This is a genomic window from Undibacterium sp. Ji42W (genome assembly GCF_049340405.1).
Lineage (GTDB): Bacteria > Pseudomonadota > Gammaproteobacteria > Burkholderiales > Burkholderiaceae_D > Undibacterium.
On the sequence record NZ_JBMPOV010000004.1, the window covers coordinates 317,310 to 343,134 of the forward strand.

Annotated in this window: 24 protein-coding genes; 10 read left to right on the forward strand and 14 right to left on the reverse strand. The window is 50.3% G+C overall.

What is annotated here, in order from left to right; all coding sequences use genetic code 11:
- Positions 1-221 precede the first annotated feature (221 nt).
- From ACO0LG_RS10765 to ACO0LG_RS10785, 5 genes are all read left to right on the forward strand, one after another.
- Entirely contained in the window at positions 222-836 is a 615-nt protein-coding gene (locus ACO0LG_RS10765; RefSeq protein ID WP_423026136.1) for an RNA polymerase sigma factor, read from the forward strand.
- An 8-nt stretch (positions 837-844) separates the two neighbouring features.
- Positions 845-1,342, forward strand: a complete 498-nt coding sequence (locus ACO0LG_RS10770; RefSeq protein WP_423026138.1) for a hypothetical protein — start codon at positions 845-847, stop codon at positions 1,340-1,342.
- Between the two features lie 81 nt (positions 1,343-1,423).
- Positions 1,424-2,659 carry a hypothetical protein gene (locus tag ACO0LG_RS10775; RefSeq protein WP_423026140.1) on the forward strand — a complete coding sequence of 412 codons (1,236 nt, stop codon included), beginning with the start codon at positions 1,424-1,426 and terminating at the stop codon, positions 2,657-2,659.
- Positions 2,660-3,050: 391 nt separating this feature from the next.
- The gene (locus ACO0LG_RS10780; protein WP_423026142.1) at positions 3,051-4,124 is read left to right on the forward strand and encodes a threonine ammonia-lyase; all 1,074 of its coding nucleotides are present in this window, start codon (positions 3,051-3,053) and stop codon (positions 4,122-4,124) included.
- 169 nt (positions 4,125-4,293) lie between these two features.
- The gene (locus ACO0LG_RS10785) at positions 4,294-5,238 is read left to right on the forward strand and encodes a VTT domain-containing protein (protein ID WP_423026144.1); all 945 of its coding nucleotides are present in this window, start codon (positions 4,294-4,296) and stop codon (positions 5,236-5,238) included.
- Positions 5,239-5,243: 5 nt separating this feature from the next.
- Here the strand turns inward: ACO0LG_RS10785 and ACO0LG_RS10790 are convergent, their stop codons facing one another.
- Positions 5,244-6,140 carry a LysR family transcriptional regulator gene (locus ACO0LG_RS10790; RefSeq protein WP_423026146.1) on the reverse strand — a complete coding sequence of 299 codons (897 nt, stop codon included), beginning with the start codon at positions 6,138-6,140 and terminating at the stop codon, positions 5,244-5,246.
- A gap of 97 nt (positions 6,141-6,237) precedes the next feature.
- On the opposite strand from ACO0LG_RS10790, the gene ACO0LG_RS10795 reads away from it, so the two are divergent.
- Positions 6,238-7,302, forward strand: a complete 1,065-nt coding sequence (locus ACO0LG_RS10795; protein WP_423026148.1) for an SDR family NAD(P)-dependent oxidoreductase — start codon at positions 6,238-6,240, stop codon at positions 7,300-7,302.
- On the opposite strand, the gene ACO0LG_RS10800 is transcribed toward ACO0LG_RS10795, so the two are convergent.
- From ACO0LG_RS10800 to ACO0LG_RS10845, 10 genes are all read right to left on the reverse strand, one after another.
- Positions 7,246-8,124, reverse strand: a complete 879-nt coding sequence (locus tag ACO0LG_RS10800; protein ID WP_423026150.1) for an urease accessory protein UreD — start codon at positions 8,122-8,124, stop codon at positions 7,246-7,248. The genes ACO0LG_RS10795 and ACO0LG_RS10800 overlap by 57 nt on opposite strands.
- Positions 8,125-8,152: 28 nt before the next feature.
- Complete coding sequence (urtE, locus tag ACO0LG_RS10805; RefSeq protein WP_423026152.1) at positions 8,153-8,851, reverse strand: urea ABC transporter ATP-binding subunit UrtE; 699 nt, start codon at positions 8,849-8,851, stop codon at positions 8,153-8,155.
- Positions 8,852-8,863: 12 nt separating this feature from the next.
- Positions 8,864-9,706, reverse strand: coding sequence for an urea ABC transporter ATP-binding protein UrtD (gene urtD, locus ACO0LG_RS10810; protein ID WP_423026570.1), 843 nt, complete (start codon positions 9,704-9,706; stop codon positions 8,864-8,866).
- An 11-nt stretch (positions 9,707-9,717) separates the two neighbouring features.
- Entirely contained in the window at positions 9,718-10,833 is a 1,116-nt protein-coding gene (urtC, locus tag ACO0LG_RS10815) for an urea ABC transporter permease subunit UrtC (protein ID WP_423026154.1), read from the reverse strand.
- A complete protein-coding gene (urtB, locus tag ACO0LG_RS10820) occupies positions 10,830-12,428 on the reverse strand; it encodes an urea ABC transporter permease subunit UrtB (protein ID WP_423026156.1) in 1,599 nt (532 codons plus the stop codon). Before urtB ends, urtC begins: the two co-directional genes overlap by 4 nt.
- 88 nt (positions 12,429-12,516) lie before the next feature.
- Complete coding sequence (gene urtA, locus ACO0LG_RS10825) at positions 12,517-13,770, reverse strand: urea ABC transporter substrate-binding protein (RefSeq protein ID WP_423026158.1); 1,254 nt, start codon at positions 13,768-13,770, stop codon at positions 12,517-12,519.
- A gap of 215 nt (positions 13,771-13,985) precedes the next feature.
- Complete coding sequence (locus ACO0LG_RS10830) at positions 13,986-14,699, reverse strand: alpha/beta fold hydrolase (protein ID WP_423026160.1); 714 nt, start codon at positions 14,697-14,699, stop codon at positions 13,986-13,988.
- A 38-nt stretch (positions 14,700-14,737) separates the two neighbouring features.
- Complete coding sequence (locus ACO0LG_RS10835; RefSeq protein ID WP_423026162.1) at positions 14,738-16,300, reverse strand: FGGY-family carbohydrate kinase; 1,563 nt, start codon at positions 16,298-16,300, stop codon at positions 14,738-14,740.
- An 11-nt stretch (positions 16,301-16,311) separates the two neighbouring features.
- A complete protein-coding gene (locus ACO0LG_RS10840) occupies positions 16,312-17,934 on the reverse strand; it encodes a glycerol-3-phosphate dehydrogenase/oxidase (protein ID WP_423026164.1) in 1,623 nt (540 codons plus the stop codon).
- On the reverse strand, positions 17,931-19,541 hold the full coding sequence (locus tag ACO0LG_RS10845) for an FAD-binding oxidoreductase (protein WP_423026166.1): 1,611 nt from the start codon (positions 19,539-19,541) through the stop codon (positions 17,931-17,933). Before ACO0LG_RS10845 ends, ACO0LG_RS10840 begins: the two co-directional genes overlap by 4 nt.
- A gap of 112 nt (positions 19,542-19,653) precedes the next feature.
- Here ACO0LG_RS10845 and ACO0LG_RS10850 point away from each other — a divergent pair, with 112 nt between their 5' ends.
- Entirely contained in the window at positions 19,654-20,709 is a 1,056-nt protein-coding gene (locus ACO0LG_RS10850) for an AraC family transcriptional regulator ligand-binding domain-containing protein (protein WP_423026168.1), read from the forward strand.
- Positions 20,710-20,927: 218 nt separating this feature from the next.
- On the opposite strand, the gene ACO0LG_RS10855 is transcribed toward ACO0LG_RS10850, so the two are convergent.
- The gene (locus tag ACO0LG_RS10855) at positions 20,928-21,233 is read right to left on the reverse strand and encodes a helix-turn-helix domain-containing protein (RefSeq protein ID WP_423026170.1); all 306 of its coding nucleotides are present in this window, start codon (positions 21,231-21,233) and stop codon (positions 20,928-20,930) included.
- A gap of 221 nt (positions 21,234-21,454) precedes the next feature.
- Here ACO0LG_RS10855 and ACO0LG_RS10860 point away from each other — a divergent pair, with 221 nt between their 5' ends.
- Complete coding sequence (locus tag ACO0LG_RS10860; RefSeq protein ID WP_423026172.1) at positions 21,455-21,748, forward strand: hypothetical protein; 294 nt, start codon at positions 21,455-21,457, stop codon at positions 21,746-21,748.
- A 307-nt stretch (positions 21,749-22,055) separates the two neighbouring features.
- Entirely contained in the window at positions 22,056-22,289 is a 234-nt protein-coding gene (locus tag ACO0LG_RS10865) for a hypothetical protein (protein ID WP_232063347.1), read from the forward strand.
- A gap of 89 nt (positions 22,290-22,378) precedes the next feature.
- On the opposite strand, the gene ACO0LG_RS10870 is transcribed toward ACO0LG_RS10865, so the two are convergent.
- The gene (locus ACO0LG_RS10870; RefSeq protein WP_423026174.1) at positions 22,379-24,112 is read right to left on the reverse strand and encodes a patatin-like phospholipase family protein; all 1,734 of its coding nucleotides are present in this window, start codon (positions 24,110-24,112) and stop codon (positions 22,379-22,381) included.
- A 349-nt stretch (positions 24,113-24,461) separates the two neighbouring features.
- Here ACO0LG_RS10870 and ACO0LG_RS10875 point away from each other — a divergent pair, with 349 nt between their 5' ends.
- Positions 24,462-25,448: a lipase family protein gene (locus ACO0LG_RS10875; RefSeq protein ID WP_423026176.1), complete on the forward strand. Its 987-nt coding sequence runs from the start codon at positions 24,462-24,464 to the stop codon at positions 25,446-25,448.
- 94 nt (positions 25,449-25,542) lie between these two features.
- Here ACO0LG_RS10875 and ACO0LG_RS10880 read toward each other — a convergent pair whose 3' ends face one another.
- Positions 25,543-25,809, reverse strand: coding sequence for a GlsB/YeaQ/YmgE family stress response membrane protein (locus ACO0LG_RS10880; RefSeq protein WP_422949696.1), 267 nt, complete (start codon positions 25,807-25,809; stop codon positions 25,543-25,545).
- Positions 25,810-25,825 lie beyond the last annotated feature (16 nt).

Below are 25,825 nucleotides of genomic sequence, written 5' to 3' on the forward strand. Positions count from 1 at the left end.
AAGGCAAATCCTCACCAAATTAGTGCATTCATATAAATAGAACTTACGCAAAACCTCTCCAGCTGCGTTACAGGGCCTCGCCGTACTAAAGTACTGTCTTCGTCGCTACGCCTTGTCGGGACGATTTTGCGTAAGTCCTAACAAAAACAGCTGGCGAGAAAAAATAATTGGAACTTTTGATGTCCCTGAGAGTAATACATTAAAACAACCAACAAATAAACGTGGATAACCAAGAGACTGATTCCAGCTTGCTGACACAAATGCGCGACGGCGATGTTGCTGCATTTCAACGTCTGTACCAGCGCCACCAGGGGCCTATCTATCGCTATTCCCTGATGCGATGTGGCCAGAGTGCGCTGGCAGCGGACGTAGTGCAGGATGTTTTCATGGGTTTGCTGAGCAAGTCTTACCGTTATGACGCAGGCCTGGGCAGTTTGCAGAATTTTTTGTTTGGCGTAGCCAGGAATTTATTACTCAAACAGGACCAGACAGAGCGCCGCCACCAGCCACTGCCTGCGTTTGGTAAAGAATTTGATGAAGAAGATGGAGAAGAAGTCTTAATGAGTGAAGCAGCAGAATCCACAGACGTCATCTTTCACCAGCAAATGACCGAGCATGTGCGGCGAGCAGTTGCGGTACTACGCCCCCATTATCGCGATGTAATTATTTTGTATGAATTGCAGGAACTGTCGTACGCAGAGATAGCCGTGATTTGTAACATAGATATAGGTACCGTGCGCTCGCGTCTCTCCAGAGCACGCGCAGCAATACTTCAATACAGCGAAAAACTGGGCTGGCGGCCCGATGCAGAAGCAAAAACCGGAACACAAAGATGAAAGACCCTATGAATACCCCACAGGACGCCAGCAATACAGATGCCTTGCTGGATCAGCAGTTCAGCCTCTTGCGCAAGGATTTGCAAGAACTGAATACGCCAACGGCTACAGAGCAGGCTTTATTACTAGCCTTCGCCAAACAACAGGACGAGGACAAAAAACAGGTGCGCGCCAGGCGTTTGCGCCCATGGCTGGCAGGTCTGCTTACGCTGAGCGGCAGCTTTGGCCTGGTCATGCTGACGGTCATGTTTCCAGCATCGCAGCATCAGCTGGCACAGGACAACATTACAGTTTCAAACACAGAGCTGCCGCCCTTCGTCGCTCTGGTACCGCTGGAACGTCTGGATGAAGGAACGCCTCACATGATGGAAACTGAAGTGCCGGCTGCCTGGTTAGCCAGTCTGGGCATGCCCATCAGCCCTGAAATTGCTGGTGAGATGGTGCGGGCACAGATGCTGGTGGATGCGGAAGGCTCACCTTTGGCCATGCGCCTGCTCAAAAATTAACGCATCTGTTTTTAAGCAAAATTTTTAATTTCAGCATTGATTCTCTTAATCACGTTTAACCACGAACACGAAGGAAACATCATGACTATCAAAGTTCCAATATTGGTTTTTTTAAGTTATTCATGGACTGTGGCACAAGCAAATGCCATCAATGACAATCCTGTTCCAATTGCACCAGAAGAACAACAAACACGTCTGCACCTTGAAATCCATCAAGCTGCTCCACTTGCGCCCATGCCGCCTTTACCACCTATGCCTGCTATGCCTGCTATGCCTGCTATGACACCCATACCACCAATACCCCCCATGCCAGTACTTACTGCATTGGCTGACTCGCCCGAGACCGGCACAGTCAATAAAACCATTGCAGATGCGATGAATGCAGCAAGAAATGCCACCGACGCCATGAACGCCGTTTTCTCAGGCATGCAGGACATGCAAATCTCTAACACGATTAAAAATGCGGCATATAGTGCAGAGATCATTACCGAAAAAACGCAAGCTCTGGCTGACGGCAATCAGATCAGCAATAAAACGTCCAGTTTGGTTTATAGAGATAACGCTGGCCGCACTCGCTATGAAGTCCGCGACAGCAAAGGGAACTTGTCGCAAATTCTCATCACTGATCCGGTGGAGAACTCACGGTACATCGTCATCCCTGAAAGAAAGACCGTCACCAAAGTGATGCTGGCCAAAACACCGGACGGGAAAGTCATCGCCACAAAAGAGAAGCAGGAAGGAAATATAGGCCGGATTTATCTACAAACGAATGATGATGAAATCATTATCAAGACATTGAAAAAGAAAACTGATGATAAATCTGAAGGCAACAAAGAAGCACGAGAAGAAATCAAGGTCATCAATGCAAAATCTGCCAGCTATGTACCAGGACCTCATACTGCTTACATTAGTGCAACCGACAATCTGATTAACATCATAAAAACCTCACCGCTCCCGACTGCGTTCATGGACACTCGCTGGAGTAACAAAACAAGCACCAAAGATATGGGCACGAAAGAATTCGATGGCGTTCGTGCAGAAGGAAAAATGCGCTCATATCAAATCCCTGCCGGAGAGATTGGCAATAAAAATCCGATTACTGTCAGCTCTGAAACCTGGTACTCCTCCGACTTGCAATTAACCGTTCTCATCAAGCAAAGTGATCCACGCACCGGTGAATGGAGCTACCGTCTGACCAACCTGAAACGCGCAGAGCCGGCCGCAAATCTGTTTACTGTTCCGGAAGGGTACACCGTCAGAAACGTCAACCTCGCACAAAAAATCGTCATCGAAAAACGCGAAGAAAAGAAACCCTGATCCCTCTGGCCAGCCGGGCCGTTTTTGCAGGGCTTGTGAGTGGACAGGAACAGGATTCCCGACCTGCCCTGCCACTCTTTTTTAAAGTTTGCTTGCCAATGCGCCCGGGATTGGTTATAGTTTTTCCATGCACGCAATCACCCGTCCCCTGCTGAACACGAACTTATGCGCTATTGATGCCGCATCTGCTGTCGTGCACGCGATTGCGCTGCCTGCTGTTTCCATCTGCGACATTTCCATTATTCGAATTATTCCGGGTCGTTAAGCTACGGTGTATGCCGGTGCCTGGCGGCCCTTCAGCTCATTCTATTCTGATGTCTTGAGAGCGATTGCTATCACTATTACGCTCACGCTCTCTCATTTTTTCGCTGATTTTTATTCTGGAGTTTTTATGTCCCATGTCGCCACAGACAGGCCTGTGCACGCCCATGCCTCTTCGTCATCCACCTTATTGAGCGCAGGTTTTCCTTATCCTTCGCTGACAGATATTCGCAAGACTGCTGCCAGGTTGTCGCAACAGGTTTTGCATACCCCCGTCTGGCGCTGGCAAACCGGGTCTGCCCTGGACAAACTGGAGCCTGACACTGAAGTCTGGCTAAAACTGGAGTTATTCCAAAAAACTGGTACGTTCAAATTACGCGGGGCTTTGAATTGCATATCTGCGCTGGGTGCAGATGCGCGTGAGCGTGGCGTGGTTGCTGTTAGTGCTGGCAATCATGCAATGGCAGTTGCCTATGCGGCCAAGCTGGCAGGTGTGTCTTGCAAGGTGGTGCTACCACGTCATGCCAGTCCTACCCGTATCAAGGCTTGCCGGCAGGATGGTGCAGAAGTGATACTGGAGGCGGACATGCATAAGGCATTCGCACTTGGACAGCGCATCGTTGAAGAAGAGCAGCGCACCATGATCCACCCTTATGACGGGCCACTGACCGCACTTGGCACGGCAACTGTGGGGCTGGAACTGATGCAGCAGGTGGTGCAACTGGATGCAGTGATCGTGCCTATCGGTGGTGGCGGTCTATGTGGCGGCATTGCTTCTGCAGTCAAACAACTGGCACCACGTTGTGCCGTGTATGGAGTTGAGCCTTATGGTGCAGATGCCATGTACCGAAGCTTCCAGTCTGGTCAGCCAGAGAAGTTAAAGGAGGTTGATAGCATAGCCGACAGCCTCTGCGCGCCCTATGCAATGGATTATAGTTTCAGAGTATGCCAGCGTTTCGTGGATGAGATTGTCAGGGTCAGTGATGATGAAATCTGTACAGCGATGTCGGATTTATATCATGACGTCAAACTGGTGGCCGAACCTGCCGCAGCGGTTGCTACAGCGGGCTTGTTTGGCCCCTTGCGTCAAAGACTCGCTGGCAAACGGGTAGCTGTGATTGTCTGCGGCTCCAATGTCGATCCTGCCAGATATGCAGAGTTACTTTCCAGAGCCGGATCTGCTGCACATGGCTTGGCTGCCTGATCTGGAATTCTGGAATTTAGCTTGACAATGGCTGCTTGGTTTGCAACAGGCATCACATGCAAGACCCCGCAATGCCCTACAATAGGGGTTCACCCAGGCATAAGGGTATGCGCTCTTATTTGCACCGTTCCAGATGCCTGTTCACCGCATGATTACTAACGGATCTAGTATGCAACAAGGCTGGCTGACAGATTTTTTTCGTCAACATGATAGTTTGATGGTGTTTGTCAACGTCTTGCTGCAACAACTGGGCTTGCCGGTGCCCGCGGTACCGACCATGATGTTCAATGCCAGCCAAGCCACACAATCAGGGCAATTGCTGGTTTTGTTGGCAGCAGCAGTAGCAGCTTCACTGATCGCTGACCTGATTTGGTACCAGGCGGGCAAGAAATTTGGCTATAGCGTGCTGAAGTTTTTATGCAAGATGTCGATTAATCCAGGCTCATGCGTGAACCAGACAGAAGCACGTTTCCTGCGCTGGGGCGTATGGTCGCTGGTGATGGGTAAATTTATTCCCGGCTTTTCTACCGTGGCACCACCGGTAGCCGGTGCTTTGGGTATGCCCCGTACTTCTTTCATGCTGGCTTCTGCAGCAGGTGCCGCTTTGTGGGCTGGGCTGGCTTTGCTGGCGGGCTTTGCCTTGCAGGCGCAAATTGAAGCTGGCCTGGTATTTTTGTCTGCGCAAGGCATACGTATTGCTGCAATTTTCATTGCCCTGGTATTGAGCTGGCTGGCCTGGAAATTCTGGCAAAAGAAACGCTTTGAAAAATTGGCGTCCATCCCTCATTTCAGTGCGACCGAAATGTCAGAGACGATGAAAACCAGCGCCCTGCCCCATATCATCGATTTGCGCAGTCCGGTGCTGATTGCAGAAACCGGCACTATACCTCACGCCATGGTCAGCGAAGTCAAGCAAGTTGGCAGCGCTGCCAAACAATGGCCTTATCATGAAATGATTATCACCATATGCGCATGCCCTGGTGATGCAGGCGCGGTACATGCTGCGCATACCCTGAGGCAGTTAGGCTTTAAGGATGTCAGGCCATTTTCAGGTGGTTTTGATGCGTGGCAGGAATTATCTGCCCAGCACCCGCATTTGCTGGTCAAAGCCTGAGCAAATCATGCCTTTTGCAACAAGGCTTGCAGTTCCTTGACCAGATGATTAAAGGTAGTCCGGTAACGCTGACTGGACCGCAGGTCTTCATGCATGACTACCCATACTGGGAAATCGATTTGGAATTCGTCTGCCAGTACACGTTGCAAATGAGTGTGCTGCCGGGCCAGGCCAAGCTGGCAAATGCCTATACCATAGCCTTGACGTATGGCGGAAAACTGCACCAGATCACTATCTGCACGCAAGGCAAAGGCGGAGCGCTGTATCTGCGGATAACGTTTTTGCAAAGCCCTGATATAGGGAAATTCCCGGTCAAAACCGACAAGACTATGGTCTTTCAAGGCGTCCATGTCAGCGGGCATACCGTGGCGCGTCAGATAATCGGCATGAGCAAAAAAGCCCAGGCTGATCATTCCTGTACGGCGCGCAATCAATGCATCCTGCAAGGGCTCGGTATTACGTATGGCAATGTCTGCATCACGCTTGAGCAAATCTTGAGTGTGATTGGATATCTGTAGTTCTATGCTCAGTTCTGGATGGTCCTGCCGCAAGCCTGCCAGCATGCCTGGCAATATCTCGACTCCCATGACTTCTGATGCGGTAACGCGCACCGTGCCTCTTACCTCGTTCGCCTCTGCCGACACACTGCGCAGCAAGGCGCTTTCGGTTGCCCGCAACGTTTCTGCGTAAGGTTTCATGGCCAGCGCGGCAATGGTGGGCGACAGGCCGGACTGATTACGTACAAACAGACTCGTCCCCAAGGCCTGTTCCAGTGCCTCGATATGCCGCCCTACTGTCGGCTGCGTCAAGCCCAGGGTACGGGCAGCGCCAGATAGCGAGCCTTCTTCCAGCACGGCCAGGGCAGTGCGGTAGTAGTCCCAGTGGATATTCTTATCATCCATACAGAAATGTATATCACCTATGCAGTTTTAGAGAATTGTATATAGCTTGGCAACGATACACAATGGCTACATCAACCAAACATTAAGGAGTAACGAAATGAATCAGCAAACATCCAGCAATCAAGTAAATGCACAAGCCAATAAGCAAGCCCTGGTATTAGGTGCAACTGGTGGCATAGGTGGTGAAGTGGCACGCTTGCTGATGCAGCGCGGCTGGCAGGTCACTACCCTGCATCGCAATCCTGATCAGGTGAAAGATAAAACAGCAGCGCATATCTGGATGAAAGGTGATGTCATGGCGCAAGACGATGTAGTGCAGGCTGCAGCCGGAAAATCTGTCATCGTCCACGCGGTCAACCCACCTGGATACCGTAACTGGGAAAAACTGGTACTGCCTATGATAGACAACACAATCGCAGCGGCCCAGGCCAGTGGTGCACGCATACTGCTACCAGGCACGGTTTATAATTTTGGGCCCGATGCTTTCCCGCTCATTGCAGAAAACGCTTCGCAGTTCCCGATCACAAAAAAGGGGAAAATCCGGGTAGAGATGGAACACCGTCTGCGTCTGGCTGTCAGCAAAGGCGTTAAATCTCTCATCGTCAGGGCAGGTGATTTCTTTGGCCCCAAGGCAGCCAATAACTGGTTTTCACAAGGGCTGGTAACACCAGGCCAGCCAGTGCGAGTAGTGCGCTACCCTGGCAGTGCTGGCATTGGCCATCAATGGGCTTACTTGCCTGACGTGGCAGAAACCATGGTGCGCTTGATGGAGCGTGAAAACGAACTTGGTAATTTTGCCCGCTTCCATATGGAAGGCCATTGGGATCATGATGGCAAGCAAATGGTTGCCTCAATTGGCCGCGTCACTGCCCAACCTGCATTGAAGGCTAGCTGGTTCCCATGGCCAGTGTTCACTCTGCTGTCACCTTTCCAGCAAACTTTGATGGAAATGCTGGAAATGCGTTACCTGTGGCGCACTGAAGTCAAAATGTCGAACCAGGCTTTGGTAGACTTTTTGGGTGAAGAACCACGCACACCGTTGGATGTGGCAGTTCGTTCCAGCCTGGCAGGCCTGGGCTGCATCAAGCGTAATACAGGTTACGAATCAAGTATTCCAGATGCGCGGAATTTTAGCATCACGCCCAATCACGACAGGGCGTAAATGCTGCCACACAAGTTGCATCCAAAGCCGGGCAACTTCACTGGAGTTGCCCAGGTAGCGTGCAACAATGACAGACTTCATTTGCGTGACGCCACACAGGGCGTCCGCTTCACGCTCAAACAATAAAGCAGATGTTTGTTCGCGCAAAGCCTGCAATTGTTCACCAGAGAGCATGGCACCAGAAGCCAGTACCATTGCCGACACTGATCTGCCATTCAAACCCAGCGGACTTTGCATGGCAGGGCTGCCACCTTGCAAACTGCCCTGCTCATGCCAGATCATCTTGTCTTCACGATAGATGCTGCAATGCTGTTTGATCCTGCCGCTGTTATATGTTTCGCCAGAAGCGGTACGGCCAAAGCAGAAAATATCAGCAGCAATCAGTCTGGCATCTGCTGCCAGCTGTATGGTTTGGTGCAAGTCTACACATGCATCGTCAAAAAAAATGGTTTCTTGCGGCAGCCATTCCAGCCTGGCACCTGCACCAAGTTTCAGATTGATATGTTGTGCGGATATGTAGCCATTACTCCGATACCATTTCGCTGCCCCTGGTGTGGTTACCAGCGCATGCGTGTCAGCAGCCAGCTTCACATCGACCTTTAACTGGTCGCCACCGACTACCCCACCCGGCGGATGGATGATGATGGCATGGCAGACTGCATCCCTTTCAGGATACAAAGGCTTTTGCACACGCAGGGGGCCATTGTGCTTACGTTCTGTCAAGCGCGTAACATCGCCATCCTTGCTAAAGCCCAGTTGCAGGCTGGCTTGCCAGTGTGATTTTGTGATACTTGAAAGTAGTGCCGGACTGCAGACATCCATATTCAGCTAGCGAAAGGTAAAGATTGTACTATACCGCCAGATGTCGTTTGACGTCATCACCATCCATCAATTCCTGGCCGCCATAGGCCACCACTTCACCGCGTGACAGCACGACAAAATGATCAGCCAGTTCACGGGCGAAATCGAAATACTGCTCGCATAGCAAAATACCTATGTCACCCCGTTCACGCAACAGGCGGATAACACGGCCTATGTCCTTGATGATGGATGGCTGTATGCCTTCTGTAGGTTCATCCAGGATGATAAGCTTGGGTTCTGCCAGCAAGGCACGGGCAATGGCGAGTTGCTGTTGCTGGCCACCCGACAAATCACCTCCGCGCCTGTGCAGCATTTCTTTCAATACCGGGAACAGCTGATATACCTCATCCTTGATGTTGCCTGCCTTGCGTGCAGGCAGGCTGGCCATGCCCATAAGCAGGTTTTCTTCGACGGTAAGTCGTGCAAAAATCTCCCGGCCTTGCGGCACATAGGCTATCCCCGCCCTGGCTCTGTCATGCGGGGACAGTTTATTGATGTCGCGGCCATCAAAACTGACCGTACCTTCGGTCAAGGGCAAAACGCCCATCAGGCATTTCAGCAAACTGGTCTTGCCGACGCCATTACGGCCCAACAAGGCCATGCATTCACCTTTTTTCAGTGACAGTGAAATGCCACGCAAGGTGTGGCTGGAACCGTAATGCTGATGTAGTTGTTTGACTTCAAGCATGCTTGGCTTTCATTAGCGTCCCAGATAGACTTCAATCACGCGTTCATCGGCTTGCACTTGCGCCATCGTGCCTTCTGCAAGTACAGATCCCTCATGCAATACCGTGACTTTTCCCTGCTGGGCAATTTCAGTGACGAAACCCATATCATGCTCGACTACCATAATAGAATGCTTGCCACGCAATTCATTGAGTAATTCAGCAGTGCGCGCAGTCTCTGCATCTGACATGCCAGCGACAGGCTCATCGAGCAAAATCAGTTGTGGTTCCTGCATCAGCAACATGCCTATCTCCAGCCACTGCTTTTGGCCGTGCGATAACAAGCCTGCCTGTCTATTCTCTTGCCCATGCAGGCGTATCAATTGCAGGATGGCGGCTATCTTGTCTTTTTGTTCGCTGTTCAAGCGGGCAAACAGGGTGGTCTTGACGCGCTTGTCCATTTTCATGGCCAGCTCAAGATTCTCGAATACGCTGTGCTGCTCAAACACCGTTGGGCGCTGGAACTTGCGACCTATGCCAGCATGGGCGATATCCACTTCGCTCATGCGTGTCAGGTCCATTGTCTGGCCAAAGAACGCGGTACCAGATGTGGGCCGGGTCTTGCCGGTGATCACATCCATCATCGTGGTTTTACCGGCTCCATTGGGGCCGATAATGCAACGCAGCTCCCCCACCGAGATATCCAGGTTCAAATTATTGATGGCCTTAAAACCATCAAATGAGACTACGATATCTTCCAGGTAAAGGATAGCGCCATGGGTGGTATCCACACCTTCGGGTTTGATGCGACCATAAGATACGCCCTGGTCGCCGGTAGCACTCTCATACTGCTGTCCTGGCCGCAAAACCCCACTCATCATATAAGAAGTCATGCGGACTCCTGCTGTTTTTTGAATTTACTCACCAGACCCAGCACACCCTGTTGCATGAACAAGGTTACCAGGATGAACAGCAAGCCCAAGGCATACAGCCACAGGTCAGGGAAAGCCGCAGTGAACCAGCTCTTCAGACCATTCACGGTAAAGGCACCAATGATAGGCCCCAGCAAAGTACCGCGCCCGCCGACTGCGGCCCAGATCACCATTTCTATGGAATTGGCAGGCGACATTTCCGACGGGTTGATGATGCCAACCTGCGGCACATACAGGGCTCCGGCAATCCCGCAAAGTATGGCGGACAAGGTCCAGACAAACAGCTTGAACCACAAGGGGTTGTAACCGATGAACATCAGCCGTGATTCTGAATCACGCACAGCCTGCAGCACGCGCCCCAACTTGGAAGTGACTATCCAGCGGCACAGGAACAATGCGGACAATAAAAACAGCAAGGTGATCAGGTACAAAGCTGCCTTGGTGCCGGGTGCGGTGATGGTAAAACCCAGAATACGCTTGAAATCAGTAAAGCCATTATTGCCGCCAAAGCCCGTGTTATTACGGAAAAACAACAGCATGAAGGCAAACGTCATGGCCTGGGTGATGATGGAGAAATACACACCCTTGATGCGGGAACGAAAGGCAAAAAAACCAAAGATAAAAGCCAGCACCCCAGGCACCAGTACCACCAGCGTCATGCAATACCAGAAGCTGTCTGTCATCGCCCAATACCAGGGATAGGTTTTCCAGTCCAGGAAAACCATGAAGTCAGGCAGATTGCTTTGATAGACACCATCACGGCCAATCGCTCGCATCAGATACATGCCATGTGCATAAGCACCCAGTGCAAAGAATACCCCATGCCCTAGGGATAGAATCCCGGTATAACCCCAGACCAGGTCAAGCGCCAGCGCAGCCAGGGCATAGCACATGAACTTGCCAACCAGGGCAATCGTGTAGCTGGAAATATGCAAGACATGGCCAGCAGGAAAGCTCAGATTAAGAATGGGCAGCAATACTGCAATCACTGCGCACACCAGTATGCCTGTCCATGCCGGTGTGGAAAACAGACCCTTTGCTGTTGCAATCGTTGTAGTCGTAATCGCACTCATTCCACACTCCTGCCTTTGAGCGCAAACAAGCCTTGCGGTCTGCGTTGTATGAAAATGATGATGAATACCAGGATGACGATCTTGGCCATGACAGCGCCAGCCACCGGCTCCAGGAACTTATTCACTTCACCCAGTCCAAAAGCTGCAATCACGGTGCCCGCCAACTGCCCTACTCCTCCCAGTACGACGACCATGAAAGAATCGACGATATAGTTTTGCCCCAGGTCAGGGCCGACATTACCTAACTGCGACAAGGCCACACCACCAAGACCTGCAATGCCTGAACCCAGGCCAAAAGTCAGCATGTCTATCTTGCCGGTTGCCACACCTACGCAATCAGCCATACGCCGGTTTTGTGTCACGGCACGCACGAATAAGCCCAGGCGTGTCTTGTTCAGGATCAGCCAGACAGCCAGCACCACGAACAGCGCAAAGAAGATAATGATGATGCGGTTATAAGATAGCACCAGCGAACCCAGCACCGTGATACCGCCAGACATCCAGGAAGGATTAGCGACCTCGACATTTTGCGCACCAAAGATAGAGCGCACCGCCTGCATCAAGATCAGGCTGATCCCCCAGGTGCATAACAGGGTCTCCAGTGGGCGACCATATAACCAGCGTATGACCGTTCTTTCCAGCAAAATACCAACCGCGGCAGAAACCAGGAAGGCGGCAGGCAAAGCCAGCAATAAATAGGCATCGACAGCGCCAGGCATGAATTTACGGAACAGCATCTGGCAGACATAGGTGGTGTAAGCACCTATCATCAGCAATTCGCCATGGGCCATATTGATGATGCCCATCAGGCCAAAAGTGATTGCCAGGCCCAGGGCAGCCAGTAGCAGAACGCTACCCAGCGAGACACCATAAAACAGGTTGCCAACAAATTCCATGCGTGCCAGACGTCCATCGATAGCATTCAGGGTATTGGCAGCCTCCAGGCGTATGCTGGCATCGGCTTCGTTGTAACTGCCATCGGGATTCTGTGCCAGCATTTTTTGCAGCACAGGTTTTAAATTGGGGTTGGGGCTGTCCAGCAATGCCTTGACGGCAGCCTTGCGCACCACTGGATCGCTAGCTTGCAAATTGGCAGTGGCAATCAACATTTGCAGACGGGATTTGATTTCGCTATCGTTTTCTTTCAGATAGGCTTTGTTCAGCAAGGGTAATTGTTCTGGCGTTGCTTCTTTTTCCAGCGCAGTGGCGGCGACGAGGCGGGTATTTTTGTCTGGTGAAAATAATCTCAGGCCTGACAGCGCGCTATCCAGCGCGGCACGCAGGCGATTATTGATGGTGATCGCCTCGGCATCCTCCGGCAGCTTTTGCATTTTTCCAGTGCTGAGGTCCTTTGCCTGTTCACCATCAACCAAATAGACTGCGACGTCCTTAGCAAACAAAGTTTCATTTTTCAGTGCAGTCAATACTTCCACCGCCTCTTCATTACCCAAGTCTGCGATGGAATTGACCGCAACAATGCGCGCATCAGGGTCTTCACCCGCCAGTGCCTGCAAGAGCTTGCCATCGATAGCCGCGTGCGCTGCCAGACTGAACACGAACATGACTATGCTCGCGCATACTTTACGAAATATCATAAGCAACCAGGTCAGGGATGGGGAAATCCAGAACAGTACTCAGGGCAATCATCATGTGGACCCTGAGTACTGGCGTTACTTCTTAAAATTACAGTTTCTGCTTGCCCTCATTACCTGGGATGTAAGGGCTCCAAGGTTGTGCACGGATAGGTGTCTTGGTTTTATAAACGACGCTGAACTGACCATCGGCCTTGATCTCGCCTATCATGACTGGCTTGTGCAGGTGATGATTGGTTTTATCCATCGTCAATTCAAAACCGGAGGGTGCCTTGAAAGTCTGCCCGCCCATGGCGGCGATGACTTTGTCCGTCTCTGTGGACTTGGCTTTTTCAACGGCCTGTTTCCACATATACATGCCTACATAAGTTGCTTCCATAGGATCATTGGTGACAACTGTCGCTGCATTAGGCAGTTTTTTGGCGGCAGCATAGTCTTTCCACTTCTTGATGAATTCGGTATTCACCGGATTTTTCACAGACTGGAAGTAATTCCAGGCGGCCAGATGACCCACCAATGGCTTGGTATCGACACCGCGCAATTCTTCTTCACCGACTGAAAATGCGACGACAGGTACATCCGTAGCCTTCAGGCCAGCATTACCAAGCTCCTTATAAAATGGAACGTTGGAGTCACCATTGATGGTGGAGATAACCGCAGTCTTGCCACCTGCTGCAAATTTCTTGATATTGGCAACGATGGTCTGGTAATCAGAGTGGCCGAATGGCGTATAGACCTCATCGATATCCGTCTCCTTGACACCTTTGCTATGCAAGAATGCGCGCAGGATTTTGTTGGTGGTACGTGGGTACACATAGTCAGTACCCAGCAAGACAAAACGCTTGGCACCACCGCCCTCTTTCGACATCAGGTATTCAGTGGCAGGAATGGCTTGCTGGTTAGGTGCGGCACCTGTATAGAAAACATTTTTCTCAAGCTCTTCACCTTCATACTGCACTGGGTAAAACAGCAGGCTATTGAGTTCCTTGAAAACGGGCAGTACAGATTTGCGCGATACCGATGTCCAGCAACCAAACACCACAGATACCTTGTCTTGCGACACCAACTGACGAGCTTTTTCTGCAAACAGCGGCCAGTTGGAGGCAGGATCTACAATCACCGCTTCCAGCTTTTTACCCATGACACCACCCTTGGCATTGATTTCATCTATCGTCATCAGGGCCACATCTTTGAGAGATGTCTCCGAGATTGCCATAGTGCCAGACAGGGAATGCAGAATGCCGACCTTGATGGTATCGGCAGCCTGTGCCTGCGTGAGCCAGCCGGAGGCGGCCAGGGTCATTGCGGCGACAGCAGTTGCTTTCAAAACAGTACGACGTGACATGTTTTCTCCTGATAGTGATGAGGTCATGGAACAAAAAACAAATTTCCATTCACTAATAGCAGATAACGTGCCAACTACCGCATTGCAACAAAACCAGAATAAAACCCAATTTGGTGAAAATTACCAGACAGCAGATTCTGCCAGCAATAAAATCCACATTCCAGTGCATGCTTGCTCTTAATTTGTGCAGAAAGAAAGACTAAAACCAAATGACCTTATTCCTGGTTCTGCAAATTTAGCCGTTTCAAAGTTGGCAACAAGTCTCCAATAAGGGCTGCTACTTCTGTAGCCTTCGTCTGTAATAAAAAATGCGGCGCATCAAACTCATGCAGTAGTGTCGCAGGCAGATAGTCATAAATATCGGTATAAGCAGAAAATGGGACCAGCCTGTCTTGCCTGGCATACAGATAATGCACAGGCACTTTGATACTGGCAAGCTTGTGCCTGTTATCGATCAACAGCACACAACGCATTCTCGCTTTCAGCACCTTTGGTAAAACTGTTGCCAGCGCCTTGACCAATAACTCACGTAGCTCCAGAGTTGAGAATTTACCCAAAAGAAAATAATTGAGTGCTGCAGCTGGAGCCGCTGCCAATGGCAGGTAAGGCAGGACATGCCTGAAATGCGCAAGCCAGGGTTTTGGATTAGAGGCAAAGCTGGCACAAAGAATCAAACCGAGTAAGCCCGGAGGATGGCTGGCTGCAATGGAAATGGCGATGGGGCCAGAAAAGGATTCGCCCAGCAAGATGTAGTCTTCATCTACAGGAAGGTAACACCGCGCTACTGTTTCCAGAGTTGCGTAATCCAGCACCTGATCAACAGGATAACTGGCAACGATCAGTTTACAATACCCACCCGAGGCCTTGCGCAAAGGGTCATAAAGAGTGTCCGTGCCATCCATGCCAGGCAAAAGAACGATAGTCATCATGCTGCTAATCATAGCAGGGCAGACACCACCATGCAGAATCAGTGCATTTTTGGGTATCCAGTAATTTGCTGTATCTCCTTATATAAGGGCTGGAGACGGGCATACATTTTTTGGTAGACGCGGTGATACAGCTCATTGTAGATCTGGTGATGATGAGCGATAGGCTCAAAGGTTTTGCCTATACGTGTCATCTCTTTGATGGCAACATCAAAGCTGGGGTGCAAGCCCAAGCCTACTGCCGCATCAATTGCGGCACCCAGGCCTGATGTTTCGTAGATATGCGGGCGTGAAGTAGGCAAGCCAAAGATATCGGCCGTTAATTGCATGGCGGCGTCACTTTGCGAACCGCCGCCTGAGATACGCAATTCTGTAATCGCTACACCGCTACGCTTTTCTATGCGCTCCTTGCCTTCTCGCAAGGCATAAGCCAGGCCCTCCAGGATAGCGCGGTACATATGTGCACGCGTGTGCACGTCACCAAAACCGATGATGGCCCCTTTGGCTTCTGCACCCGGCACCTTGATACCGGGCGTCCAGTAGGGTTGCAGCATCAGCCCCATGGAGCCTGGTGGTACGGCATTCACCAGTTCATCAAACAAGGCCTCTGGCGAGACACCCTGCTCTGCCGCCTGGAGTTTTTCATGATGACCAAATTGTTCCTTGAACCAGTTGACCATCCAGTAACCACGGAATATTTGTACCTCGGTACTATATGAATTGGGGATCGCCGCTGGATATGGCGGTATGAAGGGTGTCACTTCAAGATATTTTTTGCTGGTGGTATTGATGGTGGCTGTCGTACCGTAACTGAGACAGCCGATATTAGGTTGCTGACAGCCAGCCCCGATCACTTCGCAGGCCTTGTCTGCCGCTGCAGCCAGCAAAGGTGTGCCAGCCAGTATGCCAGTCGCTGCTTCCGCCGCCTGATTGATATGTCCCATCACGGTGCCCGGCGGCACCAGTTCAGGTAAGGATTCTGCCTTTACCGCCAGCGCCTGCCATTTCCAGTCCAGCTTGCCTGCCCATTTCAAACCCTTGTAATCGAAAGGCAGATAACCCACTTGCGAACCTATGGAATCGATGAAGTTGCCGCACAAGCGATAATTCAAATAGCCGGACAACATCAGGTATTTATCCGTCTTGTCCCAGATATCCGGTTGATGTGCCTTGATCCAGTTGGTTTCTGCCTCACCGCGAAAAAAATTAATGGTGCTGGCAACACCTGCCAGCTTGAAGGCTGTCATCCACAAGGGATTAACCGGTGGGACTATATCGGTACGCCTTTGATCCAGCCAGGTAATTGCCGGGCGCAAAGGCAATCCTTGCGTATCCAGATTAATCATGGTGCCGCGCTGCGTAGTCACTGCAACACCATGTACGGTCGATGGTGAAATTCCATGCTCATTCCACAAACGCTGACATGCACTGCAAACGGCTTGCCAATAATCTTCAGGATGATGTTCTGCCCAACCAGGTTGATCTGAAAAATAAGCTTCCAGATGCACCTGGGATTTGGCAACGATATTGCCACGCAAATCAAACAGAATAGCCCTGACGCTTTGGGTACCGTTGTCTATGGAGAGGATATATTGTTTGGACATGATTTTTGATCTTATCTAGGCTGCAGCTGATTTCGCCATTCAGGAATACTACTCTTGTCTGGCAAAGCATAATACTTGCTCCACAATTGCAGATAGGCAGACTGTTCATCTTCCCATCGTTCGTCATCCCACTTCAGTTCGGGCTGACAGATGGAACGAATGCGTGGCAACAACGCCAGGCCACCCTGGCGCAACAATAAGCCTAGCCTGGTTCTCCGTAACATCAAGTCTTCCAGATGCACTACCGATTCATATCGTGCGGCCCAGCGTAATTCCACCCACATGGTCAGCGTGCCGGGTAAGTAATCCAGTTCACCGTCTCGAGCGATCTGTACAATCTCAGCAGCGGATTCACCATAATGGCCTTGCAACCGTGTTTTTTTTGTATGGCTCAATTGCTTTTCGTTCGATAAATCTGATGGGTTGGTAAACAAGTTGATCGCTTTAAAATCAGATTGATAACCAGGAAATAAATGCGTAATATGCCTCAACGCATCCTTTGCAATCAGCCTGAAAGTCGTCAACTTGCCGCCTGTGACTGTCAATAAACCTTTTTCCAGCCAGATGGCATGATCACGTCCTTCCTTGGAGGGATCTGCCTTACCAGTATCAATTACAGGCCGTATACCAGCATAGCTGGCGATGATGTCATCGAGCTTAAGTTGTAATTGCGGGAACTGGAAGTCCATTGCTTCCATCAAATAAGCAACTTCATCTGCAGTGATGGCAGTTTCTTGTTGCATGTCAGAGCTATGATCCACATCTGTCGTCCCCACCAGACTGACGCCTTCCCAGGGATAAACAAAAACAGGGCGGCCATCACGGGGGTGCATCAGGCTTACTGCCTGCGCCACTGGCAAGCGCCAGCCCGGTAATAGCAAATGGCTGCCGCGCAGGGGACGCAATCTTGTACTTGCCCCTTGCTGCTGACGCAGACCGTCAGCCCAGGCTCCGGTTGCATTGATGATGACTTTGGCCTTGACCTGGTATTCCTGCAAGCTCACTGCATCTTGCAAGACTACGCCATTGGCTTGCTCGTTTTCATACGAGACACTTTTTACTGCAAGATAATTTAACGCGGTAGCGCCCGCAGTACGCGCCTCTTGCAAAACCCGAAGTACCAAACGAGCGTCGTCAGTCTTGGCATCCATATAGCAGGAGCCGCCTTTCAAATCAGCAGCGGGAATATGCGGTGCCAGCATTTGAAAATCTTGAGCCGAAAAATAATGCTTGCCACGCAAACCAGCCAGGAAGTCATAGATGACCAAGCCGATCGCAAACATCCAGCGCCCGGGCTTGCGACCGCGATAATCGGCAAATGCAAAACTCTGCGACTCTACCAGGCCCGCCGCAGCCTGTATCAATTGCTGCCTTTCACGTACTGAATCCCGCGTCAATGAGATTTTTCCTTCCTTGATATAACGCAGGCCACCATGCACGAGTTTGGATGAACGGCTGGATGTACCCCATGCGAAATCTTTTTGCTCAACCAATAAAACCTTTAAGCCACGTCGTGCAGCTTCCAGCAATATGCCTGCGCCAGTAATTCCGCCACCGATGACAATGATGTCCCAGTCTTGCCCATGATCGGCTATCGTCGTGAATAAGTGGGGCCGTGATTTGACCGAGCTCATTGTTTTACATCTTCTGCAGGCAACAACTTGCCCGGATTCATGATGCCCTGCGGGTCGAAGTGTTTGAACAAGTGACGCATGCCGGATAATCCCAGACTACCTTTTTCAGCTTCCAGATAAGACGCATGGTCACTGCCGACGCCGTGCTGGTGACTTATGGTGCCGCCATTGGTGAAGATAGCGGCCGAGACTGCAGACTTGAGCCTGCGCCAGCGCGCATGGTCTTGCTTGTAATCGCCAGTCAGGCGATAAACAAAAGTCGAATACACGCTCGCACCCTGCCCATACAAATGAGACAAATGTGTATAAACATGCACTTGTTCATTTTCTATTACCATGGCATCGCGACCCGCCTGCTCCATGCTCAACATCATGGTCTTTACTTTGGGCCAATCACAGGCAGTTTCTACGGTATCTATCGCATAACCCTGCTGCCAGGCACTATTGCGCAAGTAAACATTTCTGAAACGCCCCAGCTTCCATTTCTCACCCATGGTTTTACCTATATGTATGCCCTTGTGTTGGCGAGCAATCTTCAATGCAGATTTGATGGCATGGCGCACCTGGGATTTCTCGCCACTGGCGCCGACGAGCAATACGCATTTACCTGCATCACAGCCACGCAGGCGCAGATAAGATTCCAGCAAACCTATCAACTTCTTGTGGCCAGCCAATGTCAGGCTGGTCAGGGTTTCAGTGGCATTTGAGAGCCGCAACATGGATAAACCTGGCTTGCTCTGGGCAATAATTCTCACGGCAGTTTGTGCCACATCCCAATCAGGAAAGAATATGGCATGAAATTCTTCACATGCCGGCAAAGCTGTAATGCGTACGGTCACTTCAGTTACTATGCCCATGCGCCCTTCTGAACCCAGCAGCATCTCCCGCAAGTCCAGCCCGGCAGCGGAGGCTGGGAAGGTCTGGATATCCAGCCGCCCGGCAGGTGTTTCTACCTTGGCACCGGCCAATAATTGTTCTATACGCCCATAGCGTAATGACTGCTGGCCAGATGAACGGGTAACCACCCAGCCACCCAGCGTAGAATATTCAAAAGATTGTGGGAAATGCCCCAGCGTATAGCCATGGGCACGCAATTGCGCTTCCAGGTCAGGGCCAAATACTCCCGCCCCAAAGGTCGCCAGTTGGGCTTCCTTGTCCAGACTCAGCAATTGCGACATGCGTGACATATCGACAGACAAGACCGGCTGCGCACTTTCAGTGACGGCCAGATGGCCGACCACGCTGGTGCCACCGCCATAAGGTATCAAGGCAATATTGTGCAATGTGGCGTAATCCAGCAAACCGCGCACATCCTCGGCACTTTCAGGATAAGCCACGCCGTCAGGAAAATGGCTGATCTTGCCAAAGCGCATTTTGAGCCAGTCTGGCAGGCTTTGTCCCAGACTATGCCTGACACGCCCCAGTGCCTCTGCATCTACCAGAGGATGTGCTGGCAAACGGCTCTCTGGAACTTGCTGGCAAACCTGATCCAGTTCTGCATCTGTCTGCGGTGCGCCCTGACCTATGCGTGCCTGCAAAAAACTCAAGGCATCTGCATTGATCGCATAATGAATACTGTCATCACCCCAACCATTCCAACGCCGCATTTTTTCTACCCCTGAATTTAGCCTGAGCTTGGTATACTCATCAATTGACGTGTAGCTTAATCAAATGCCACTTTCAGGTATTGCGCTTTCATGACAAGGTTCTTGTTTTAATATGCCAAATTCACATGCAGGATCAGTTGCGATTAACCGCAGCACTGGGCGGGTTGCTGCCGCCTATCTGCAACCTTTGTTTGAACTGGCGAATGAACGTGGTTTGAACTTGCGCACGCTGGCGACTATGGCTGGCATGGCTGAAGATGCCCTGAGCAGGCTGCACGAAAGCATAGCTGCTACGGACTATATACACCTGCTTGATGCTGGTGCAGCGTTGAGCAAAGACCCCCACTTTGGCTTGCATGTAGGAGAGAGAGTCAAACTTGGCACCTACAATGTGTATGGCATGATACTCATGAGCTGCCGTGACTTTGAACAAGCCTTCCAGCAAACCATGCGCTATGAAGGCCTGGCGCATGACCTTGGCCGGTCGGCCCTGGTAGTTGATGATATGGTGTCCGAATACCAGTGGCATAGCCACTATCCGCAAGCCAGCAGGCATCTGGTAGAGAGTGTGTTCGCAGGCATACGCGTGTTTGGCAACTGGTTTGCTGGCACTACACTGCCCGATGCACCGGTTTACTTCAGGCATGCGGCTCCAGAGGATTTGAACGAACATCATCGCCTGTTTGGCAAGGAGGTGCACTTTGAAGCCATCATCAATTGCGCCCGCTTCCCCACAGCCTTGCTGAGCTGGCCAGTACCCAATGCCGATGTTAGCATGTACCCGGTACTACAACATCATGCTGAACAATTACTCAAACAAAAACAGCACGCCCAGCAAGATGGTGGCATCGTCGACCAAGTCAGAGCAGCTATCAGCAATACATTGGCGCAAGACCAGGCCAGATTGCCTTTGATCGCACAAGAGCTACTACTAAGCCAGCGCACGCTGCAGCGCAAATTAAGTGAAGCAGGCATCAGCTTCCAGCAAATCCTGGATCAAACCAGGAAAGGCATGGCCATCGATTATTTGCAGCAAACAGGTTTCAGCCTGGCTGATATCGCCTTCTTGCTAGGCTATCAGGAGCAAAGTGCTTTCAACCATGCCTTCAAGGAGTGGACTGGCGTGAGCCCGGGTGCCTACAGAGAAAAGCAGCAGCGCCGGAAATAAGCTAAAAATAAATCGAAAATAAAAAATGCGGTAGTCGCTTCCACGACTACCGCATTTTTTTGAATTCTGAACGGTGGCTTGTCTGCTTGAACGCAATCCAAGCGCACCTCACTACCGTCATACATATCGGTTGTATGTACAGCAGCTAGATATACTATAGCGCAAAATTATGACGGCTGCATGAAACACTTTTTGTGCTCCATCAAACTCCTGCAATTTTATTCTCCAGCACTGACACCCGCGTCTTTATCCAGCGCAAGCGCATCAGCAGAAGCCTCCGTGACGGCGAGTTTTTCAAAACGGAACAGGTCTTGCACCGAACAATTAAATAGTTCGGCAAAAGCTTCAATGAACTCTACCTTCCAGTGCTCTGCCTTGTTATCGACGATACGTAATAATTGGGAATGCGAGACGGTCACCCGTCTTGCGATCAGCAGGCGGTGCAAGGCAGAAACCGAACGAATCTTGTGCTCAACCATCAACTCACGGATTCTGAGCTCGGCTTTTATTTTTTGTCCGGACATGGGGAAAAAGTATTGTTACTGGGTTTGTCATAAGCGTGATTGAACCTCAATCAACGGCTGCGATGATACAGGATATAAGCAATTTTTGCGGTCACCGCATAAAAACAACATGAAACATTCAATTTTCTCCACGCCATGCTGGATTTTTTCCAAAAGCTGTGGCAAGATCAATTCATCGAATTTGGCAAGACTTGTAAACATTTTTTCTTTAGGAACGATACGTGAAATCTACCTGGCTCCCACAAATGCAACAAGACATGTGCTTAACCGCACAAGGCTTGCTGTCAGCATTGTCGGCCAAGGCAGTGGCGGGATTGAATGGTCGTGATGCACTAACAACTCTGGCGGCGTCTGGCACAACGTCCAAACGCGATGATAGCAACAGCATTATTCGCACAGTCGCCAAGCATGTGATTACCCGTAGCGAGCAGTCCAAGCCAGTTAATTTTACGTTTAACCCTAACCAGTATCACCGCATCCGAAGGCCAGCCCTTCAGGTAGCAGGAGCAAATTAAAACCCGCTCCTCCTTGCTTAAAGCTGAAAAGCCCGGATGCCCTGAAAAGCTCCGGGCTTTTTGTTTAATCATCTGCTGTTTTTATCAAAAAAAACACAGACCCAGCAGTAAAACCCGCGCAAGCGGTCGTGGCCAGTAGTTAGCAGTCAGGCCACGGAAACACCGGTACTGATAACAGGCCCGCTAGTAACAATATGCATTTAATCAAGCTTCTCCTCGCTTACTGAATCGCAAGGACAAGCCCGGGCTTAAAGGGGAAACCCCACCAGCTTGACGTTATTTTTATTTCTAAGGAAGGGAGGTAAACATGTTTGCTGTATTCTGGATAGAAATCCACAAGCAAATTAAGATGTCTCACTGCAGGGAATTTGATACCGGCGACATGATTGCCGCCCTCAAATTTGCTGACAATCTGAGACAAAGACAGGCCGCAGGAGAATATATACGCCACATCAGCATGTCGTCAGAAAATACCAATTCTGTCGGTGTGCCAAGTGCGGCAATAGATTATCACTGGGCCGACCACAAGATCGCGGCATGATACAAAAACATATCAACGCCACTATCAATATGACACCAGCAAATGCAAAGACCTGAGCTAGCTCAGGTCTTTTTTATTGGCAAAGCGAATTACTTAATGCAATTGATCCAGGACGCCAGCGGGTGTGAAGAATTTGGCTCTTGCACTGAATAGCGTGGTACCTGCACTACCTCCTTTTGGTCCTGCATCGTCTTTGATGCCAGCACATCGCTGATGTTCTGCGACAGGTTTTCGCGATGATTTTCTCTTAGCCATGTCACCAGCTTGGTGCTGGAGTCAGTATCGGTGGTCATCAGCACCCTTGCCGCTTCAAAAAGAGAATTTTGTATCAGCACCTCGTCGCAACGCCCTGGCCCGTTCAAGGCAAGCTTGTAATTTGTTTGGATGGAATTGACAAAGCGGTCTAGTCTGATGAGCTGGTTATCCCGATAAGAATCATCCCTGTACTCATCGGCAGCAGCCTGCTGGAAAAATGCGTTGCGCTTGCGCGGATTGCCCTTTTTTGTCAACTCCAGCAAACGATCCAGACCTATATGCCAAACCGCACAATTTGCATTATTGATAGAGCGGCCTGCGGATTCATTCAATGCAAAATGACGCCCACGCTCAACAGTATTTCCTTTTCCAGAAAATGCATAATTCTTTAACGGGATATTGACGTTAGGATTGAACCTGAATGACTGGTCAGACGCCAACGGCACACCCAACATATCGAGTTGCCATTCCCTGCGTTGCTCCAGCAATGAATCAAATGCGCGATAGATAGACGGGCTGATCACATAATCTATCATGCTGCTCCTGGTATCTGCCAATGAGCCACTCAAGTCCCCTCTGTCATTGACGTGCGCATCTACCAGTATCAGCAAGCAAGACAAATCCTGCGTGCCCACCAGAATTTCTGAATAAGCTCGGACCAGGGCATCAACACCCAGATTATCAGACGAGCCGGCATCATATAAATGCAAAAATTTGGGGCTGGCTTGATGATAAATATCAGTCTCAGCATTAAAGTTTTTTAATGCCAGAGGTACGAACAAACCAGGATAGGCAGCAGATGCAGCGACTGCATCTGCCAAACGCAATTGACTTAAATCTGAACCAATTTCCTTGAATGCCGCATCAGTGAAAGTAAAGCCCTGCAGACTCGCTTCTGAAGAATTAAGCCCCCGGGTCGTCAAGCTATCTGCACCGACAAACCGGTGTGCATGCGAGCTGTTGATATACAGCGAAGGCTTGCCCGGCTTGCGATCCCCTAAATCACCATAGACCGCACCTTTGTATATCCCCGTGTCAAACACATCTGCCAGGATACGGGTGGCATTCTTACCGGATGTCAGGGTGGGTACAAAATTGATAGGATTGGCCGAACGATATACCCATGATGACAAATAGTCCCGGCGCAATTGGGACGCCATCACGTCAAAATCCGCGTCACTGGTCAATGGCTTCAGACTAACGGCAGCAGCTGCAAGTGAGCCACCAGAGACCGATGACAATGCCGTAACTTCATCAAACAAACCAAAATGACGTAACTGCGACATCACCCCAAGACCAAAATTTGCCGCCCGCAATCCACCGCCGGAAATAGCTACCCCCACAAACATAGGATGCGGGCAAGGATCACTCTCAGCCGCAATACTTGTCGCACATCCCAGCCTGGACGCGTAATGCGCCCGCGGAACACTGGTGTCACCAATAGCAGCCTTGACGTTTATATGGGGATTTCTTTCATCGAGGTGCAAAGAAGCACAGCCTGACAAAAGCATCGACACCCAGATGGAAGAGCCAATGATGGCATTTTTTACCGGGGAAATATTCAACAATTCAAACTCCATGATTCCCTTGAAACTTTGAATTCCCTGGTCAATATAAAAAGATTGACGACGAAAATTCAAATGCAAACTTGATAGACTATTAATTATTGCACAGGTTCCAGAATATCTCACAGAGTCGCTGCAATCCACCCCTGCCTTCCTAGCAAGATACAGCAAATCACTAAAGCTGCACTGCACATATGACACGAGATCTATAAAATGAACTTGTCTTTTTAACCATAATAAGCTACATTGTCAAATCGGAATTTAAAACTAATTTGCCCGATGCGCATATTGATCCGGCCTGGACAAATCTGCCCCCTCCTGCATACCAACCCACATCTACGAGGAAAACAGCATGAGCACATCAATAGGCAATACATCCGACCCCAATCCAGGATTAGCAATGACGCTGGCGGCTGTAGCATATTGCCCTGATCCCGCCTCAACGTTAAACAGCATGAGTAATGGCTGGAGCGCAGTCTGGGTGGCGCAAAATGATATCAACGGCAATATAGCCTTCGTCGCCTACAATGACAGCTCGCAATATGTGGTGGGTATACGTGGCTCGCTGCTCAACTTTAGCTGGCAGGCTTTTGACAACTGGTTCGATCAGGATTTAAATGTATTTGAGCAAACTGCCTGGACATATCCAGGCAGCGACGCCAACCCCATGATCTCGCAGGGCTCGTCAGATGGCCTCAATGACCTGACACAGCTGGTCGATGCGACTGGTCAAACGATCTACCAGTACCTTACTGCAAACGCCATCGGAAGTGACATTTCCATCGGCGTGGTTGGACATAGCCTGGGCGGCAACCTGACGACAGTTTTTGCGCCCTGGCTGTTGTATCAATTCCAGCAAAACAATATAACCCCGCCCAAGCTTTTCCCCGTATTCACCTTTGCTGCTCCCACTGCTGGCAACCAGGCATTTGCAGATGCCTACGACAAAAGCTTCTCCAATTCATGGCGCTACTATAACGAAATAGACCTCGCCCCCATGGCATCGGACGATTTACGTTCTGCCGGCTTACTTTATTCACCAGCACCAGAGGCTAGTGGCATAGAAACCACTTACCACAACATCACCGTCACACTCAAAGAAGGCATAGGCCTTATCGCCGATGCAATCGACGCTTCCGAACTTGGTTACGGCTCGTATTACACCCAAACCAATCAGGCCAGCGGCAGTGTCGTGCTGAACACCTCAAAATCACTGCACTCTGTCGATACCAGCAAAGCTCTGATAGATCAATGGTTTGACCAGGTGGCCGCACAGCATGAGCAAGCCAATTATTTATCTTTCTTTGGATTACCGCCGGTCAGTTGCACAACTTCGTGAATGCACGATGCCTGCCAGAGCAGCAAGAACAAACAAGCCCTTGATCAACAAGGGCTTGTTTTATGATGAAAAGTCTTCAGAAGCGCTGCTGGCCTTAGCGCGAATTCCGCTGCATAAAAAGGCTGGCTACACTCAGTATCGCCAGTGCGCCAACGATTAAACTACCCAGCGCCTGAAAATCAAAACCACTATTGTAGGGTGTATCAACATTTAAATATGAGGGCATCAGGCAGCCTATGATGAGACCGCCCGCAATACCAACGAGCACATTCAGATAAATATTCTGGTGATCCCCCGTCGAAGTCGTCAAAATAATCCAGCCGACGATACCACCGACAAAAATCCAAAAAATCAATTCCATATGCCCTCCGAGTTAG

Coding starts and splice junctions, on each gene's coding strand:
- ACO0LG_RS10770 (WP_423026138.1), top strand. CDS start 845: ATGAATACCCCACAGGACGCCAGCAATACAGATGCCTTGCTGGATCAG.
- ACO0LG_RS10775 (WP_423026140.1), top strand. CDS start 1,424: ATGACTATCAAAGTTCCAATATTGGTTTTTTTAAGTTATTCATGGACT.
- ACO0LG_RS10780 (WP_423026142.1), top strand. CDS start 3,051: ATGTCCCATGTCGCCACAGACAGGCCTGTGCACGCCCATGCCTCTTCG.
- ACO0LG_RS10785 (WP_423026144.1), top strand. CDS start 4,294: ATGCAACAAGGCTGGCTGACAGATTTTTTTCGTCAACATGATAGTTTG.
- ACO0LG_RS10790 (WP_423026146.1), bottom strand. CDS start 6,140: ATGGATGATAAGAATATCCACTGGGACTACTACCGCACTGCCCTGGCC.
- ACO0LG_RS10795 (WP_423026148.1), top strand. CDS start 6,238: ATGAATCAGCAAACATCCAGCAATCAAGTAAATGCACAAGCCAATAAG.
- ACO0LG_RS10800 (WP_423026150.1), bottom strand. CDS start 8,124: ATGGATGTCTGCAGTCCGGCACTACTTTCAAGTATCACAAAATCACAC.
- urtE (WP_423026152.1), bottom strand. CDS start 8,851: ATGCTTGAAGTCAAACAACTACATCAGCATTACGGTTCCAGCCACACC.
- urtD (WP_423026570.1), bottom strand. CDS start 9,706: ATGAGTGGGGTTTTGCGGCCAGGACAGCAGTATGAGAGTGCTACCGGC.
- urtC (WP_423026154.1), bottom strand. CDS start 10,833: ATGAGTGCGATTACGACTACAACGATTGCAACAGCAAAGGGTCTGTTT.
- urtB (WP_423026156.1), bottom strand. CDS start 12,428: ATGATATTTCGTAAAGTATGCGCGAGCATAGTCATGTTCGTGTTCAGT.
- urtA (WP_423026158.1), bottom strand. CDS start 13,770: ATGTCACGTCGTACTGTTTTGAAAGCAACTGCTGTCGCCGCAATGACC.
- ACO0LG_RS10830 (WP_423026160.1), bottom strand. CDS start 14,699: ATGATGACTATCGTTCTTTTGCCTGGCATGGATGGCACGGACACTCTT.
- ACO0LG_RS10835 (WP_423026162.1), bottom strand. CDS start 16,300: ATGTCCAAACAATATATCCTCTCCATAGACAACGGTACCCAAAGCGTC.
- ACO0LG_RS10840 (WP_423026164.1), bottom strand. CDS start 17,934: ATGAGCTCGGTCAAATCACGGCCCCACTTATTCACGACGATAGCCGAT.
- ACO0LG_RS10845 (WP_423026166.1), bottom strand. CDS start 19,541: ATGCGGCGTTGGAATGGTTGGGGTGATGACAGTATTCATTATGCGATC.
- ACO0LG_RS10850 (WP_423026168.1), top strand. CDS start 19,654: ATGCCAAATTCACATGCAGGATCAGTTGCGATTAACCGCAGCACTGGG.
- ACO0LG_RS10855 (WP_423026170.1), bottom strand. CDS start 21,233: ATGTCCGGACAAAAAATAAAAGCCGAGCTCAGAATCCGTGAGTTGATG.
- ACO0LG_RS10865 (WP_232063347.1), top strand. CDS start 22,056: ATGTTTGCTGTATTCTGGATAGAAATCCACAAGCAAATTAAGATGTCT.
- ACO0LG_RS10875 (WP_423026176.1), top strand. CDS start 24,462: ATGAGCACATCAATAGGCAATACATCCGACCCCAATCCAGGATTAGCA.
- ACO0LG_RS10880 (WP_422949696.1), bottom strand. CDS start 25,809: ATGGAATTGATTTTTTGGATTTTTGTCGGTGGTATCGTCGGCTGGATT.